General features: G+C 41.5%; 16 protein-coding genes. 3 read left to right on the forward strand and 13 right to left on the reverse strand.

Annotation, left to right across the window (positions count from 1 at the left end; all coding sequences use genetic code 11):
• Nucleotides 1–3: 3 nt before the first annotated feature.
• Nucleotides 4–1,461 (reverse strand): TonB-dependent receptor, encoded by a 1,458-nt coding sequence (locus FGG15_RS01995; RefSeq protein ID WP_138832676.1) that lies wholly within the window; start codon nucleotides 1,459–1,461, stop codon nucleotides 4–6.
• Nucleotides 1,462–1,549: 88 nt separating this feature from the next.
• On the opposite strand from FGG15_RS01995, the gene FGG15_RS02000 reads away from it, so the two are divergent.
• Nucleotides 1,550–2,314 (forward strand): MBL fold metallo-hydrolase, encoded by a 765-nt coding sequence (locus FGG15_RS02000; protein WP_138835352.1) that lies wholly within the window; start codon nucleotides 1,550–1,552, stop codon nucleotides 2,312–2,314.
• A 5-nt stretch (nucleotides 2,315–2,319) separates the two neighbouring features.
• Complete coding sequence (locus FGG15_RS02005) at nucleotides 2,320–2,814, forward strand: hydrolase (RefSeq protein ID WP_138832678.1); 495 nt, start codon at nucleotides 2,320–2,322, stop codon at nucleotides 2,812–2,814.
• Here FGG15_RS02005 and FGG15_RS02010 read toward each other — a convergent pair.
• The 10 genes from FGG15_RS02010 to FGG15_RS02055 all read right to left on the reverse strand — a co-directional run bounded on the left by FGG15_RS02010 (nucleotide 2,811) and on the right by FGG15_RS02055 (nucleotide 13,082).
• Nucleotides 2,811–3,470 carry an alpha/beta hydrolase gene (locus tag FGG15_RS02010; RefSeq protein WP_138832680.1) on the reverse strand — a complete coding sequence of 220 codons (660 nt, stop codon included), beginning with the start codon at nucleotides 3,468–3,470 and terminating at the stop codon, nucleotides 2,811–2,813. The two genes, FGG15_RS02005 and FGG15_RS02010, sit on opposite strands and share 4 nt — an antisense overlap.
• A gap of 9 nt (nucleotides 3,471–3,479) precedes the next feature.
• A complete protein-coding gene (locus FGG15_RS02015; protein WP_237561721.1) occupies nucleotides 3,480–3,809 on the reverse strand; it encodes a hypothetical protein in 330 nt (109 codons plus the stop codon).
• Between the two features lie 4 nt (nucleotides 3,810–3,813).
• Nucleotides 3,814–5,067, reverse strand: a complete 1,254-nt coding sequence (locus tag FGG15_RS02020) for a dihydroorotase (RefSeq protein ID WP_138832684.1) — start codon at nucleotides 5,065–5,067, stop codon at nucleotides 3,814–3,816.
• Complete coding sequence (locus FGG15_RS02025) at nucleotides 5,064–6,986, reverse strand: vWA domain-containing protein (protein WP_138832686.1); 1,923 nt, start codon at nucleotides 6,984–6,986, stop codon at nucleotides 5,064–5,066. The genes FGG15_RS02020 and FGG15_RS02025 overlap by 4 nt, the downstream gene beginning before the upstream one ends.
• Before the next feature lie 336 nt (nucleotides 6,987–7,322).
• On the reverse strand, nucleotides 7,323–8,330 hold the full coding sequence (locus tag FGG15_RS02030) for a glycosyltransferase family 2 protein (protein ID WP_138832688.1): 1,008 nt from the start codon (nucleotides 8,328–8,330) through the stop codon (nucleotides 7,323–7,325).
• A gap of 22 nt (nucleotides 8,331–8,352) precedes the next feature.
• Entirely contained in the window at nucleotides 8,353–9,288 is a 936-nt protein-coding gene (locus tag FGG15_RS02035; RefSeq protein ID WP_138832690.1) for a TolB-like translocation protein, read from the reverse strand.
• A gap of 2 nt (nucleotides 9,289–9,290) precedes the next feature.
• Nucleotides 9,291–9,980 carry an SGNH/GDSL hydrolase family protein gene (locus FGG15_RS02040; RefSeq protein ID WP_138832692.1) on the reverse strand — a complete coding sequence of 230 codons (690 nt, stop codon included), beginning with the start codon at nucleotides 9,978–9,980 and terminating at the stop codon, nucleotides 9,291–9,293.
• A 378-nt stretch (nucleotides 9,981–10,358) separates the two neighbouring features.
• On the reverse strand, nucleotides 10,359–11,000 hold the full coding sequence (locus FGG15_RS02045) for a chloramphenicol acetyltransferase (RefSeq protein ID WP_138832695.1): 642 nt from the start codon (nucleotides 10,998–11,000) through the stop codon (nucleotides 10,359–10,361).
• A gap of 9 nt (nucleotides 11,001–11,009) precedes the next feature.
• Nucleotides 11,010–11,588, reverse strand: coding sequence for a hypothetical protein (locus FGG15_RS02050; RefSeq protein ID WP_202619520.1), 579 nt, complete (start codon nucleotides 11,586–11,588; stop codon nucleotides 11,010–11,012).
• Between the two features lie 6 nt (nucleotides 11,589–11,594).
• On the reverse strand, nucleotides 11,595–13,082 hold the full coding sequence (locus tag FGG15_RS02055; protein WP_138832697.1) for a S10 family peptidase: 1,488 nt from the start codon (nucleotides 13,080–13,082) through the stop codon (nucleotides 11,595–11,597).
• A gap of 138 nt (nucleotides 13,083–13,220) precedes the next feature.
• Here FGG15_RS02055 and FGG15_RS02060 point away from each other — a divergent pair, with 138 nt between their 5' ends.
• A complete protein-coding gene (locus FGG15_RS02060) occupies nucleotides 13,221–14,351 on the forward strand; it encodes a Gfo/Idh/MocA family protein (RefSeq protein ID WP_138832699.1) in 1,131 nt (376 codons plus the stop codon).
• A gap of 14 nt (nucleotides 14,352–14,365) precedes the next feature.
• Here FGG15_RS02060 and mgrA read toward each other — a convergent pair whose 3' ends face one another.
• Nucleotides 14,366–15,385: an L-glyceraldehyde 3-phosphate reductase gene (mgrA, locus tag FGG15_RS02065; protein WP_138832701.1), complete on the reverse strand. Its 1,020-nt coding sequence runs from the start codon at nucleotides 15,383–15,385 to the stop codon at nucleotides 14,366–14,368.
• A gap of 68 nt (nucleotides 15,386–15,453) precedes the next feature.
• Nucleotides 15,454–16,218 (reverse strand): TIGR02757 family protein, encoded by a 765-nt coding sequence (locus FGG15_RS02070; protein WP_138832703.1) that lies wholly within the window; start codon nucleotides 16,216–16,218, stop codon nucleotides 15,454–15,456.

Below are 16,218 nucleotides of genomic sequence, written 5' to 3' on the forward strand. Positions count from 1 at the left end.
GGCTTAAGAGCTTTTGTCCTCAGCTATCAGCTTTCTGGTAAAAAGTTGTTTTTCCTGGATTACTTCTGCAATACCCTCAGGTAGCATATCCTCCCAGCCATCTTCCCCACTGGTAATTCGACGTAGAACTTCTCGGGAGAAGATATGCATGATGTCTGGATCATAGTCAATAATATCCATCACCTTACCATTATACTTGAAGAATTTGTAAAGTTCCTTCATACGAGGGTGCACCTTCACATTGTTGCTGGTCATAATCTGTCCCGTTTCGGGATCTTTCATTGGATACAGATACACCTTCAAATCTTTGAAGAACAGCTTTCCAAAGGCTTCCAAGATACCACCACTTAAATGACGGTAATATTTTTCGTCAAATACGTCCACCAAGTTGTTGACACCCATGGTGATACCAATTTTAGCTTTGGTGTAATTATTAAAGTATTCAACCAGTTTGTAGTATTCCTTAAAATTGGAAATCAACACGGTATGCCCCAGGGAACAAAGCAATTCCGCCCGATCCATAAAATCCTGTTCATCAATTTCTCCGGATGCTTTCAGGTTGGAAAGGGTAATCTCGAAGACAACAATGGTATTTTCATATTCCACGGTCTGTTCACGAATGAAAATATCATAGGATTTCTGGAACATGTCCATATTAACCTTGGTCACCGGCCTAAAACTTCCACGAAGGGCCAATATGCTCTTTTTGTATAGCACGGCCGCAGGCAGCAGGTTATTCCCATCAGGACCAAACATGACCGCATCAGTCATGTCGTTTCGGATTAGCTGAAGACTCATCAAGCGGTTATCCACATCCTTAAAGTGTGGCCCAGTGAAATTGACCATGTCAATTTCTATAGTATCTCTATCTATATGATCATAGAGGTACTTGAGTAATTTTTTGGGCTTGTGGTATTTAAAGAAGGCACCATAAATAAGATTAACCCCAAGAGTACCCAGTGTTTCTTGCTGCAGTCTCGCTTCATTTTGCTGAAAACGTATGTGCAACACAATCTCATCGTATTCTTTTTGCTTTGGATCCAATTGAAATCGGATACCTACCCATCCGTGTCCCTTATAACGTTTGGAAAAATCAATGGTTGCAACGGTGTTTGCAAAAGAAAAGAACAAATAATCAGGATTGTTCTCACGACTGATTCGCTCTTCCACCAATCGCATTTCGTGTTCCAACATCCGCTTTAAACGGGATTGGGTAACGTACCGCCCATCGTTTTCCACGCCGTAAATGGCATCACTAAATGCTTTATCATAAGCACTCATGGCTTTTGCTATGGTTCCTGAGGCTCCTCCTGCCCGGAAAAACTGCCGCGCCGTTTCCTGACCCGCACCAATTTCAGCAAAGGTTCCATAAATGTTGGGATTCAAATTGATTCGTAATGTTTTCGCCTTGATCGAAGGGATATTTTCAAAGGCGTTCATAGAAGTCTTGACAGTGGACATAACCGATGGTTTATGGAAAACAAAGTTACACTCTTCCCCAAATCTATTAAATAAATAAGTTATAATTTTGAATTTAATGGATGATGCGATGACCATTACTTTTTTGGGCACTGGAACCTCCCAAGGCATTCCAGTTATTGGCAGCAATCATCCAGTATGCCTAAGTCCAAATCCAAAGGACAAGAGATTAAGGGTTTCTGTATTGGTTTCTTGGAACAATTTCAATTATGTAGTGGATTGTGGCCCGGATTTTAGGCAGCAAATGCTCACACATTCTGTGACCAAGCTGGATGGCATTCTGTTTACCCATGAGCATGCTGACCATACCGCCGGAATTGATGATATTCGCCCATTTTTCTTTAGACAAGGGGATATTCCCATTTATGCACACAAAAGGGTGGTGGAATCCCTAAAAACAAGGTTCGATTATATATTTGCGGATGAAAATAGATACCCTGGTGCTCCGGCAGTGAGTGTGACCGAGGTTAAAAGTGGTCAACTGATACCTTTGGGTGGTATTGAGGTTATTCCAATTCGTGCCTTTCATAACAGGTTGGAGGTGTACGGCTATCGCTTTGGGGATTTTGTGTACTTGACGGATGTTAAGCGGGTGGAGCCAAACGAAGTAAATAAAATGAAAGGAGCAAAGGTTTTGGTGGTCAATGCCTTAAGGGAGGAGGCCCACCATTCCCATTTTAATCTGGAAGAGGCCCTGGAATTTGCCGAGGAAGTAGGGGCAGAAGAAACCTATCTCACCCATATAAGCCATATGCTGGGCTTTCATGATGAAGTGGAAAAAAAACTGCCAAAGCACGTACATTTGGCCTACGATAATTTAAAATTGAAGATTTAAATACCATGAAGAGTAAAATTTTCTTATACCTATTTGTTTTTGCCGCATTGATTGTCCTTTACCAATTTGTAAGTGCCAACAATTTTCAAAAGGCGATGAATTCGGATATAGACGGATTACAAAGTGAAATTGCAGATTTGCAGGATTCCTTGCAAAAATCCCAGCTCAAAATTTTGGAAATTCAGTATTTCTCACTGGAAAACAATGATGACGCTTTGGCCTATTATGAACACCTTGATTTGAAGAATCCGGTGAGGTACATAGAGGATAAACTTTTGGAGACCAACGAAAGGAAGGGAAATAATCCTCTCGTTCCCTATGATGGTATGGAAAGCGATTTCAAAATCAATAAAATCAAGGTGCTTAACCATAAATGGTTATTGGCTGATTTTTCTGATGGTAAATATTGGGGAGATTTGGTGATCAAATATGAACTTAAGGATGACCTCTCTGTGGATTTCACTTTATTGGATCACTTGCTCTATACGCGTAGCCACTAGAGATGCTTGGTCAACCATTCCCGAAAGGAATAAAAATTCTGTTGACTTACCCCATGCCCTACGGGAAACTCCTCGTAAACATGGGTAATGCCCATTTGGGCTAGAAATTCTGGAGTTTTTTGCGCCCATTCCAACGGTATAACCTGATCTACCTGACCATGGGATGCATAAATGTTCAATTGGCTGTGATCTTTATCGGCATACCCTTCCAACAGAATATTTTCGTTGATATAACCGCTAAGGGCCACCACATTTTTAATTTTCTCCGGATAGGACAAAGCAACGGAATAACTGAGAATGGTACCTTGACTGAATCCTAAAAGCGTAATGTTTTCTGTATCCAAGTTGTAGGCTTCGCAGGCTTCATCAATAAAGGCAACAATTTTATCCCGACTGGATATAGCCTGTTCATCATCACTCCATTTTCCGTATTCAGCATCAAAATTTATGGCATACCAAGCATGGCCAAAGGGTTCCAGCGAATAGGGTGCCTGTACTGAAATTACCAAGGGTTCGTCCGGTAACTCGGAGGCAAAGGAGAAAAGGTCTTCTTCATTACTACCATAACCATGGAACATGAAAATTGCAGGAATTTTTCCAGTTGTTAGGCTCGAAGGCCTGAGTAGGTACTCAAGGGAAAGTGCGGTGGGGGACATGAACTTAGTTTAAGGAATAAAGGTAAACCATTTTTGAAAATTTGCGCCCAGCCCTGGAAGTAAACGTTCATTGTTGTTGATGGCTCCAATGAAACCATACAGGATTGCCCCAAGATATACTACCCAAAGAACACTCCAAACCATAATGTTGTCCATATTGGTCATATTTAGATACGTCGCGAAGGCATGGTAGATTAAGTGTATTCCGAAAGCTTGTCGAGCATGCATTCTGGTAAAAGCATGCTTGGGTTCCATATTCATGGTAATGGCAATCAAACAGCCAACGATGGTTATATAGCTTATGATAGCAGTAGATCTGCCTGGCTTGGAACTGCTCAAAATATTAAACGGTGCATTTGTTGTTATTGATAATCCCTAAAGCCTTACCCTTCAATCGGGTACCTAAAAACATACTGTTTTTGGAGGTGGATTGACTAACTTCTTCTTTGAACTCCCATTCCATACTGGGGTCAAAAAGCGTTAGGCATGCGTTTTCTCCTTCCTTCAGTCTCGGGCTTTGAAGCCCAAAGCGTTCACGTCCCTGGGTTAAGATTGAGATAGTCTCCTCCAATTCAAACATAGGGTTCAATGTTCCAAAAGCCGTTTCCAATCCAATACTTCCGTTGGTCGCATTGTCAAACTCTACTCTTTTTTCTTCAATATCCAAGGGCAAATGATCTGAAGTCACAAAATCTATAAGTCCGTCTTTGACTCCTTTGATCAAGGCTTTACAATCCGATTTTTCACGCAGGGGAGGTGAAACTTTGAAGTTGGTATCAAATTCAGTTAGCGAATCATCTGTAAAAACCAGATTATGAACTGCCACGCTACAGCTGACATCCAAACCTTTTCGCTTGGCATTGGCAATAAGCTTAACGGAATTGGCTGTTGAAATGGTTGGAATATGCAATTTACCTCCTGTATATTCCAGAATAAAGAGATCTCTGGAAATCTGGAGTTCTTCCGCCAAAGCTGGAATTCCTTTAAGCCCAAGAGATGTAGAAATCTCACCTTCGTGCACTATGCCTTTCCCTTTAATTTGTCCATCTTGGGGAAAGGACATAATCAATCCATCAAAATTTTGGGCGTAGAGTAGGGCAATTTTCAAGAGATTGGGATTGGATAGTTGCCTTTTAAAATCATAAAAAGCAATCGCACCAGCGTTTTTCATATCAAACAGTTCCGCTAGATCCTTGCCCTCCGCATTGGCTGTTAAACTTCCTAAAGGATAGAGATTGGTGGCTGAACCATTAGCTCGTTCCTTCAAGAAAACAATATCCGAACTAGTATCCGGTACTGGTCTGGTGTTGGGATTCAATAAAATATCGGTAAATCCGCTGGCTGCTGCCACCATCAATCCGTTGGAAATGGTTTCGCGTTCTTCATAACCAGGTTCGCCAAAGCTCACACTGCTATCAAACCAACCTAGGGATACATGAAGATTTTTGGCGGTAAATTCCTTGATGCTGGAGGAAGAAGGAATGGAAGCCGCAATTTTTTCGATTACTCCTTTCTTAATGAGAATATCCCGCTTTTTTAAATGAAGTGCCTTGTTTTGTGGGCATACGATCTTTGCGGACTTCAGCAGAATGTTCATCTAATAAATTTTTGAATGAGGACTTCCAAGAGTGCCAAAAACAGTGCTAAAATAACAAACCATTTCCAATAAGCAGTTATGGTATTTGAGGCTTTCAGATGTTCAAAAAGTCCAGCTACGGAATCTTGGACGCTAACGTGCTCTGTTCCTTCCACTTCCGTGAAGCGTAACAAACTTTCCGTTCTGGGATAGTTAAAACTGATGCGGTTGATTATTTCTTCGGATTTCTGAATCTTATAAATACCATCCTCTGATGGGTTTTCATCGAAATCCAAACGTACCCTGTTGGTAAATGATTGCTGCCTTGGAATGAATTCATAATCCATTTTGACAACTTTCAGTATGTTGTCGTTTCCTAGTTCAGTTGTAATGTCTATCCGTGTTGGTTGCCCCAGCATGTGCTGGATGGCAGGCGCCTGTAAGCTGAAAGCTGCCATATTGTAAAAGGTAGGCACAATTAATGGAGAGTTTTTAAAATTGGAATTTTCCAAATTCAGGGCTGCTGTAAAGAAATAGAACCCATCAATCCCACATAAGAACGGCTCCCCTCCTTCAAAGGTCAACAAACTTGGAGCTTGGGTCACCAGCTTGTAGGACTGGTTTACCTTGGGATATTGAAAGTTTTGTACCCGTTTATTGAAAACGTTTTGGTACACGGGATGGTCAAACGAAATACCGGTGATGTTTTTTTCCAAAACCTGTGATTCAAGAAATTTGGTTGCGAAGAAATTGGAAAACAATGGGTTGTAGGTACTCAAATCACAATCTACAGAGGGCACCAGTATCACTGTTCCGCCATTTTCTTTAAAATTTCGAAGTACCTGCTGCAATCCGTTGGGAATTGTTTTCAATTCGTTGAGAACTACCACATTCTGGTCACCTAAAGCACTGTAATCCAACTGGTTTAGCCCAAATAGCTGAAGTTGAAATTCTTCTTGCGGAAATAGACGTTGCAGATAGTTGTTGTCAGATTCGCTGACCGCAAGCACTTTTATTTTCTCCTTTTCATCAATATTGAAGTAAAACTGATTATCGAAAGAAAGTCCGTTGTCCTGAATACTTATCGTCCCAAGAATTTCGGTGTCCACGGGAATGGAAAGTTCCACTTTTGCATTTCCGTTTGAAGAGAAGTTTGCAGAAGTTTTAGCTATCAACTGCTCTCCATTATGCAAGGATATCGGCAGGCTTTCCTCATTGATTCCTCCTGAAAGCAGCACCGTAAGTTTTGATTGATCCACAGGATGTTCTTCCAAGCTTATGGAATCTATGGAAACATTTCTGTTTAACGAAGACCGTAGAGGAACCAAATAGGTTTGAAGCGTGCCGTCTTGCATTCCATTTCCTAAATCCATGCTTTGTTGAAAATCCGAAATCAACACCAGTTGTTTTATAACGTCTTCGGAATTTGAGAACAGACTGTTGGCACGCAACGAAATGGCATCAACGTCGAGTTGCTTATGAGTATACGGCAGGGATAACAGTTCGTTTTTGATTTCATTCACAGTGACCTTTCTGAAGGTATTTCCATTGGTAAACAGGGTAAACACCTTATCCTCCCCAACATTTTTGATCAAATCCTGAACGGCCTGTTCCAAAATGGAAAGTCCATTGTCTTTGGCCTGCATGCTGAAGGAATTATCCAAGTAAATAACCGTTTCCTTGGTTTTGGTTGCAGTTTGGGAGGCGATAAAGGGCTGGGCAAAGGCGATTACCAGAGCAGCAATCAACAACAATCTTGCGATGAGGAGCAACCATTTTTTGAGCTGGTTACTTTTTCTGGATTCCGAAACTACCTTTTGTAGCATGGCTACATTGGTAAACGGGGTTCTTTTAAACCTGCGTAATTGAAAAAGATGGATAAATATGGGAATCAGGAGAAGTAATAGGGCCCAAAGGATTTCCGGATGTTTAAACTGCATTCCCAACTTTGATTAAACAAATATAGGTGATACTTAGCTAATGGCGGTGTTAAGGGTTTGTTAGATTCAGTTATCAGTAAACAGTTATCAGTTTTCAGCAAACAGTCTTCAATTAACAGTAAACGGTTTACAGCAATTTTATCACATATCCTTTTGAACTTGATTCTTGAGCTTGTGTTTAGAATATTGTAAAGTTCGATGGTTCTATTTATGGATATCTCAGAACTCAGATTTCAGACCTGAGAATTCAAAACTCATAACTCTGGACTTGAACTTGAACTTCAGCGAAGCAATTTTCAATTTTCAATTTTTCATTTTTATTGCTCATTGTAAAATCTAGCAAAAGAAAAAATAGTCTTTCTTGGCCTGTTGCCCTAAGGTGGAGAAGAATTCACGGATTTCCATCTGGGCAGTCCCATTGGCCACTGTGACCACACTCTGGGGGTTTTTCAGTTTTTTCAGTGATTCAAAATGCTCCAATTCCTGTCCGTATATCTTTTTGCCGATTTTTGCCGGATTGTCGCATAACCAGACAAAATCCAAACCTTGCTTTACCAAACTTTTTGCAATGGACTTGCCCTTGAAACCTGCTCCCCAAACTACCAATGGTCGAATAGGGTCACGGTCCAGTTTTAAAAAGTAATGAAGCTTGATATCCAAAAAATAATTTTGCGCATAATGTTCGTGGGTTCTTGACGTCCGGGTATCGTAATCCCTCCATAAGTGAAGGACATCATTACAGGGTATGATTTTCAATTGATTTTCATAAAATCGAAAGGTAAGGTCGTAGTCCTCGGGATACCGATTGGGGTTGAAAGCACCGCTCAATTCAAAATCATCCCTATGTAACATCCAGCAAGGAGAAGGTATTACACATTCCTTATAGATTTCAGTATAGTTGTTCCCGTTGGCGGTCAGTGCATTTAACCATGTTTCATATCTTGCATACCCGTCACTGATTCCTCTATGGGAAAAATACTGAACTTGCCCTACAGCCACATGACCTTTACCATGGTAACCCAACAATTCTGCCAGGACTTCCACGCGATTGGGTTTCATGATATCGTCAGAATCCATGCGGGACACCAATTCACCTGAACTCTGGGTATAGGCTGTTCGTAACGCTGGAATAATTCCACTTCCGGAATTGGAATAAACTTTTATCCGGTTATCTTTCTTTGCGTAAGCCTCCAGAATTTCCCGACTTTGATCTTCAGAATGATCATCAACCGCCAACACTTCCCAATACGAATAGGTCTGCGTTAGAATGGAATCCAAACAAGCTGGCAGGTATTCTTGGGTATTTTTAAAGGGGATAAAGAGACTAACGGTTGGATTTTGCATAAAACTGCCAAAAATTACTGAATCATTTCAGTGATAATATGTCAAATTGAGCTTTGTACAAGCGGCTACCGCCATTTTCATAACTGTTGAGATAATCCAAGAGATCATCCATGGAAACCATGGTGGCACCAGGCTCTTGACTTCTACGACTGGTGAAGTACAAAACATTGTTTTTTAGGTCCACAAATGGGCAGTAATCCATGTATTTCGAATTAATGGGAGTGGGTAGGGGTATGGCTTTGGTCCAATTTCCGGAATCATCTTTGAAACTGACGTACAAATCACCACTTCCTTGGCCATCCTCACGATTGTATCCTCCAAAAATCAAGTAAGAATCATCAGGGGAAATGTAACTATTATATTCAAAGCCCTCCGAGTTGATGTTTCCGCTCAAGGAAATGGGTTCAGCATAACCTCCATTCTTATACGAACTGAAAAAAATATCATCCCTTCCAAGCGCTCCAGGACAATCACAGGTATAATATAAATTCCCATTTTGGGCAACAGCAGGATAAAATTCATTGTGTTCGGTATTGATTGGTGCCTCGATATTAATGGGTGCAGACCATTCAGATATCTTAGAAGCCCTTTCCACATACCAAATATCAAAATCCTTGGGAGTTGTTGAAGTATTGTCCATTGGTCTATTGGACACAAAATATAGGCGCAACCCATCTGGGGACAGAAATGGTTCCAAGTCTTTATATTTTCCAGAAAAAGAGGCAATTGTTGGCCTATCCCAGCCATTTTTTCCAAAAATGGATTTGACGATTACGGACACCTCCTCGTTAGGGGATTGAACAGTGAAATAAGATTCTTTCCCGTTTGCATCCATGGTAAAATCCCTGATTTTATCAAACATGGGTAAGTGTTCCAGAACCGGTTGAACTTGAATGTTGTTTTGGGCACTCACGTACAATCCGGACAATACCCCTAAAAGCAGAACACAAAGTTTCATATTTAATTCTTAAGAGCCATTTGAATGGTTTTGTTGGCAAGCTCCGCCATGATTTTATACCCTGCGGAAGTTGGGTGAACTCCGTCATCTGCCAATTCCTTGGGAAGTCCATTCCTGCTATCTGACATGGCTGAAAAATAGTCGAGATAAAATATATTTTTATCTCGGGCCAGTCGCTGCAGCATATTGTTCAATTGGGGAATTTTTATGTTCGGGTTCATTTTGGGTTTCCAGGGGTAGTCAAAAGCAGGGAGTGCTGAACAGATTACGGGTGTAATGTTACTGACCTGAGCCAATTCTACCATGGATTGAATGTTATCCCTAATTTGCTCCAGGGTCATAGGTCCAGTATTCCCTGCAATATCGTTGGTGCCTGCCAAAATAAGAACCACTTTGGGGTTTAGATCAATGACATCCTGCCTAAATCGCAATAGCATTTGGGATGTGGTTTGCCCACTAATCCCACGATTAATATAGGACGTATTTTCAAAGAAAGAAGGCATACCATTGGTCCACCCCTCAGTAATGGAATTGCCCATGAACACCACTCGATTCTCATCCATTGGAGCGGTTAATAACTTTTGGTTTGCATCTTGATATTTAGCTAGATTAGGCCAATCCTGGGCATGGGTATTTTTAAAAAATGAAAGAAAGGATAGCAAGGCAATAACAAGGATTCTGTGTTTTGACATGATTGAAGGTGTTTGCTAAAAATAAACAAATTCTCTCATAAAAATTGTTAGCTTATTTTAGGTAAAGGACTATCGAAATCAAAAAGAGCAGTACAATTAGGAATGCCATTAAACCCGCAGCCAAATTAGTTTTCCTATTGTCCTGGATCATTTCTTTTACTCGGCGCCTTGAATGTGGTGATTCTGGTTTAAATTCCAAAGCAGTTTCAACTGGATTGCCATAAACATCCGCTTTGGTCCTAATTTTTCTTTTCTTTAATAAGGCCCTATTGATTTTAACTACTTTGCTGGCATGCGAACTGAAACCCATAATGATGTATTTTCATTATAAGTAGGTAAAATCGTGGATTTGTTACAATATTTTTATTAAAAAAGTATTTAAACTGATAATAATTCAGGATTGTCGAGTAATTCCTGAACATTCTCGAAATACCGTCCCATATGTCTGCCATCAACCAAAGCGTGATGGGCTTGAACGGACAAAGGCATTAAGTTGGTGTTGTTTTGAACGAAGAATTTCCCCCAACTTATTCTGGGCACCGAATCATGGGGATGATAATGCATGGCATGCTGAATACTGGTGAAACTTATCCAGGGAATGGCTGACATGAACAGATAGTCGTCCCTTCCCGGTTCATCTTCGATGGAAGGATTTGTCTTCATATCCTCATTAATCTGCTTGGCATCGGTTATAAAATCTTGGGCGCTGGTCTTAAATGGAACAGTGCAAAAACTAAAAACCTCCGCTTCGTCGGTGGGAACCGTAAATGATGGGTGTACACGCTCATGCTCTACCACTTCATTTTCTCTAATTCTCCATCGAAATTCATTGATATCATTGGCCGCTTTGGACAGTAAATAAACTAAACTATAGGTCAATGGTAATTCCATTGACTTCACGTAAGGTAGAAATGAACTAAGGTTTACATTGGCAGTAATGTTGAAATGCGGATGGTTCATGTGATTGAAAAAAGCAAAATGCTTTTTCCGATGTTGATTGTCAAAGACAATTTTCTTCATTCAAGTACCTTATTCCTTTGGAGGTGAAATCATAACGTGAGCCCTGTGGGTTCCTGGGTTCATAATCCAGGCATGTCCGGGAGGTGTTGGAGTTGTGGGCAACCCTGTGGATTCTCCGGTGGCAAATGGAATGTAAAACACGTAACGAACATATGGGTTTTCAATTTCCTGCGTCTCCGGATTTACGTCCCCGGTAAAGACACATAAAGTGGTCTTGTCCGGCATTTTTAATTTACCAGACTTTACTTCCTCCTCTCTAATGTCAAAGATTTCCTTCCCATCTTTTCCTTGGGCCTTAAGTTCCCTTCCTCGGGCCATAAATGGCTCCAGTTCCTTGTGGTAAGCTGCGGTGGAAAACTTCTCCTTTTTGGGGTCAGCTGCCAAGGCGATATAGTCATTTGTGCCCTCTTTTAGGGCAACAAATTTTCCTGACGAATCATAGCCATATACCTTGGCCCCATCTTTGTAGTCGGCCGGTACTGCCATTAAAGCTGTTTTAATTTGCCATTCCTTTGGAGGTACATCCTGTGAAATGGTACATTGGGTGGTGAGCCACAAAAGCAGGACTAACATTGTAATTTTATTCATGATATCTTAGTATTTAGCACTTTTTCCATTGGCCGCCGTTCTTACAATAAAATTTCTAAGGTCATCATTGGCCTTTTTCAGATCTTCTCTTCTAAGATACATCATATGTCCGGAGCGATACCCTTTAAATTCGAACCTATCCTTCATCCGCCCACTTGGATCCACCTGCCACATGGTGTATTTGGCATTGAAATAGGTGGTAGCGCCATCATAGTAACCCGATTGGACCAATACATTCAAATACGGATTCTGGGCCATGGCCTGTCTCAGATTATCTCTTGTATTGTCATCTTCATTGTTCCAAGGATGTACGGGACCAAACATATTATACTTGATATCCGTTTTGAATTTAAGTTCTTCCTGAAGATAATAGTTGATTGCCGGGGTAAAGCTATGGAGCCAAGAGGTAAGCTCGGCGGAATAATCAGGTCCTTCTCCAAAAAGTTGTCGATCAATCCCTAAATAGCGACTATCCAGCCGACCAACGTTGTAACCACCATTCTCTTTCAATAGATTTTTCCAAAAGAATTGGGTAGGCACATCCAAATTGTGATCTAGGATGTCCTTTTCATTTAAGCCTGAATAAAAGGCCATTTTTTTGGCAACGGCATTTCGTTCCGAGTCGGAAATAAATCCACCTTTGGCAATGGCCGGAATCAATGTGTTGACGGTGTAGTTTTCTGCCTCTGGGAGCACCTCCAGCAAGTCTTTATTTTGAAGTTCTGATGGCAACGCCTTATGATGCCAGGCAGCAGCTGTATAATAGGGGAGGTTCAAAGCGCTCGAAACTGGCCCGCCAACCCTGATGACTTTATAATCCGCTGGGGAAACCATGATTACCCCATTGAGATACATCCATTGCTGGTTTTGCAAGGCCAAGGACAATCCCATAACGCGGGTTCCCCCATAACTTTCGCCAATGATATATTTTGGGGAACGCCACCTATTATTTCGGGTTACAAAAGTGTTCAACCATTCAGCCAAATATGTAACGTCCGCGTTTATTCCAAAAAACTTATCCCGATCTACATCATCCCCGGTTTCCGGAATAGTACGGGAATAGCCCGTATTGGCAGGATTTACGTAAACAATATCGGTAACGTCCAAAACCGAAAAAGGGTTTTGTTTTACCCCATAGGGCTGCACAGGGTATCCCTCATCATCAATCTTAAGTACCCTAGGTCCGGTATAGGCTAAGTGCATCCAAACAGATCCAGACCCCGGTCCTCCGTTGAAGGAAATCAATAAGGGTCGTGCAGCACGGTCACGCACATTGTTTCTAGTGTAATATGTATAGTGTAGAGAAGCAACGGGTTCTCCCATTTCATCCCATACTGGTTGTGTACCGGTAGTGGCCGTATAACTAATATTGGCCCCGTTAATGGTAACACTATGCTGCGTTGTGATGGTAGTGTCAATGGGTAATTTCCGATTTTGGGCAAAGGTTAAGACGGTGCACAGAATTGTGCAAAGAACTAGGAAGTTTAGTTTCATTTTGTGTTAAAATTAGTCTAGTTCTAAAAGTAGGGATTTTGAGTGGAATTGAAAGAATTAAGTTCACATAGATTAACACAAACCAGCCATTTTTCTTCTTGTTTATTTCTAACTTTAAAGAACTCAAAACTAGGAGTTATGAAAACCATTTCCAGAAGAACATTTAATTCTACCTTGGGCAAGGGTATAGGAGCTGCCACGTTGTTGGGCTCGTCAGCTTTTATCGTTGCCAATGCGACATCACAAAACAAGAAGAAATTAGGCATTGCCCTAGTAGGATTGGGAAGCTATAGCACTTACCAATTGGCGCCTGCACTATTGGACACTGAACACTGTTATTTAGCGGGAATTGTTACGGGAACTCCTGAAAAAGAAGGAGTGTGGGCATCTAAATATGGAATCCCCAAAGAGAATATATACAATTACCAAAATTTTGATTCTATCAAAAACAACCCTGCCATAGATGTGGTATATGTGGTCCTGCCCAATAGCATGCATGCCGACTTTTGTATAAGAGCTGCAAAAGCAGGTAAACATGTAATCTGTGAAAAACCCATGGCAGTATCTGTAACAGAGTGCGACGCCATAATTAAGGCTTGCAAGGATGCCGGGGTTAAGCTTGGTATGGGATATCGGCTTCATTCAGAACCCTATACCCAAGAAATCAAAAAATATGTTCGAGAGAAAACCTTTGGGAATGTACATTACATAACAGCAGATGCGGGGTACCGTTCCAGATCCAACCCAGAGCAATGGCGGTTGAATAAAGCTTTATCTGGTGGAGGAGCCTTAATGAATATGGGAGTCTATGCTATTCAAAGTGTGATCTATGGAACCGGAGAGAATCCCGTATCCGTATCGGCCCAGGAATACAGCACGCAACCCGACTATTTCAAGGATACGGATGAAACCATTACTGCCCAATTTGAATTCGAAAGTGGCACAGTTGGAAATATCATGACTTCCCATAACATTAGGGCCAATCGTTTGTTCGCCTCATGTGATCAGGGGTGGTACGAATTGGATCCCGCCAGCACCTATATTCCTTTGGCTGGACGAACTTCTCGAGGGGATTTAAACTTTCCTCAGGAAAGTCAGCAAAAATTGCAAATGGATGACTTTGCCAAGCATATATTGCTTGGTGAACCCAATGTGGCCCCAGGTGAAATGGGACGCCGTGACATGATCATAGTGGAGGCCATTTACAAATCCATTGCCCTGGGTGGTCAGAAAATCCAGCTTAATATACCAGTAGGCTATGGTCTATGATAGGAGTAGCCGGTTTACGCTTTTAAAATGGTTTCAATCTGTTGCAATTCATCAGCATTGAAATCCACGTTGTCCAAAGCTTGGATATTATCCAAAAGTTGACTCGCCCTACTAACCCCGACCAGAACAGTTGTAATTTTCTCGTCACGCAGCACCCAGGCTAAGGCCATTTGGGCCAGACTTTGATTTCTACTTTCGGCAATGGCATTAAGCTTTGCGACCTTGTCCAAAACCTCTGGTGTAATCTGATCGGACTTCAAATAACGAGCATCCTTAACCGCTCTGGAATCCTCAGGAAGTCCTTTAAGGTATTTGTTGGTTAGTATGCCCTGTTCCAAAGGGGAAAAAGCAATGGAACCGATTCCCTTTTGACCCAAAACATCCAAAAGGCCATCCTCTATCCATCGATCAAACATATTGTATCTCGGCTGATGGATAAGCAAGGGAGTTCCCAGTTCTTTAAGTATATCGTATGCTCTGGCCGTGTCCTCAGCATTGTATTGGGAAATCCCAACGTAAAGTGCTTTTCCTTGTTGCACCATATGATGCAGGGCACCCATGGTTTCTTCCAATGGGGTATCCGGATCGGGCCTGTGGTGGTAGAATATATCAACATAATCCAGACCCATACGTTTTAGGCTTTGATCTAAACTTGCAATCAGATATTTTCTGGAGCCAAAATTTCCATAAGGTCCAGGCCACATATCCCATCCGGCTTTGCTGGATATGATCAACTCATCCCGATAGGCTTTGAAATCTTTTTTGAATATACGTCCAAAGTTGTCCTCGGCAGCTCCATAGGGTGGGCCATAGTTATTGGCCAAATCAAAATGAGTGATCCCATAATCAAAGGCTGTTCGCAAAATCTGTCGTGCTTTGTTAAAATCGTCTGTATGACCAAAGTTATGCCAAAGACCCAGGGAAATCATGGGCAAAAGGAGTCCACTGTTTCCGCATCTGCGGTATTTCATCTTCTCGTACCGGGATTCGGAAGCGACATAGGTGGGTATGCCAAAGCTGTCATTTATGCTCATTGGTTGTTTGGATTTTGGTGTTAGACGTTTAACCCAAAAATAACATACAATCACCTAACAAAATAGTGCTAAAAGTTTTCAAAAACGCCTAAACCAAAAAGCGCAAAATCATATTTAACAGGATCCGATGCATCCAACTTCCTTAAATTGCTGTCCAATTCGGCAAGGGCTTTGGCATCATTTTGTTTTCGTTTTAGCAGTTTTAGCTTTCGGGCCACATTTCCGGAATGTACATCCAAGGGGCAAGAAAGTTGTGATGGTTTTAGGTGCTTCCAGAGGCCAAAATCCACTCCGGTGTCATTATCACGAACCATCCAGCGTAAAAACATATTAATTCGTTTGGCAGCCGAACCCTTTGCTGGGTCGGAAACATGTTTGGTGGTACGTTGTTGATGGGGCAATTCAAAAAACACTTTTTTGAATTCAGATATGGCGGGTTGTAGGGTTTCCTTTTGTTGAAATTGGGTAAACACAGCTTCCAATCCCCCATGTTTGGTGTAGATGTTTTGTAGACTTTTGATAAAATAATTCAAATCCAAAGCGTTGAACGTACGATGTACAAATGAGCCTAGGTGTTCCAACTCTACTTCAGAATGGTTGCAAACAAAAGCATAGGGAGATTGACCCATCAATTCCATAAGGGAGGAAGCATTTTTAATGATGCTCTTCCGATTGCCCCAAGCGATGGTAGCTGTTAAAAACCCGCTGATTTCAATATCCTCTTTATTGGTAAATCGATGGGGGATTTGTAGGGGGTCATCCTCCAAAAAACTGGGATGATTGTACTGCTCCACTTTGGCGTCCAAGAATTCCTTTAGCTCGGCCTTTGTCAT

The sequence above is a fragment of the Flagellimonas algicola genome (genome assembly GCF_005937185.1).
GTDB lineage: Bacteria > Bacteroidota > Bacteroidia > Flavobacteriales > Flavobacteriaceae > Flagellimonas > Flagellimonas algicola.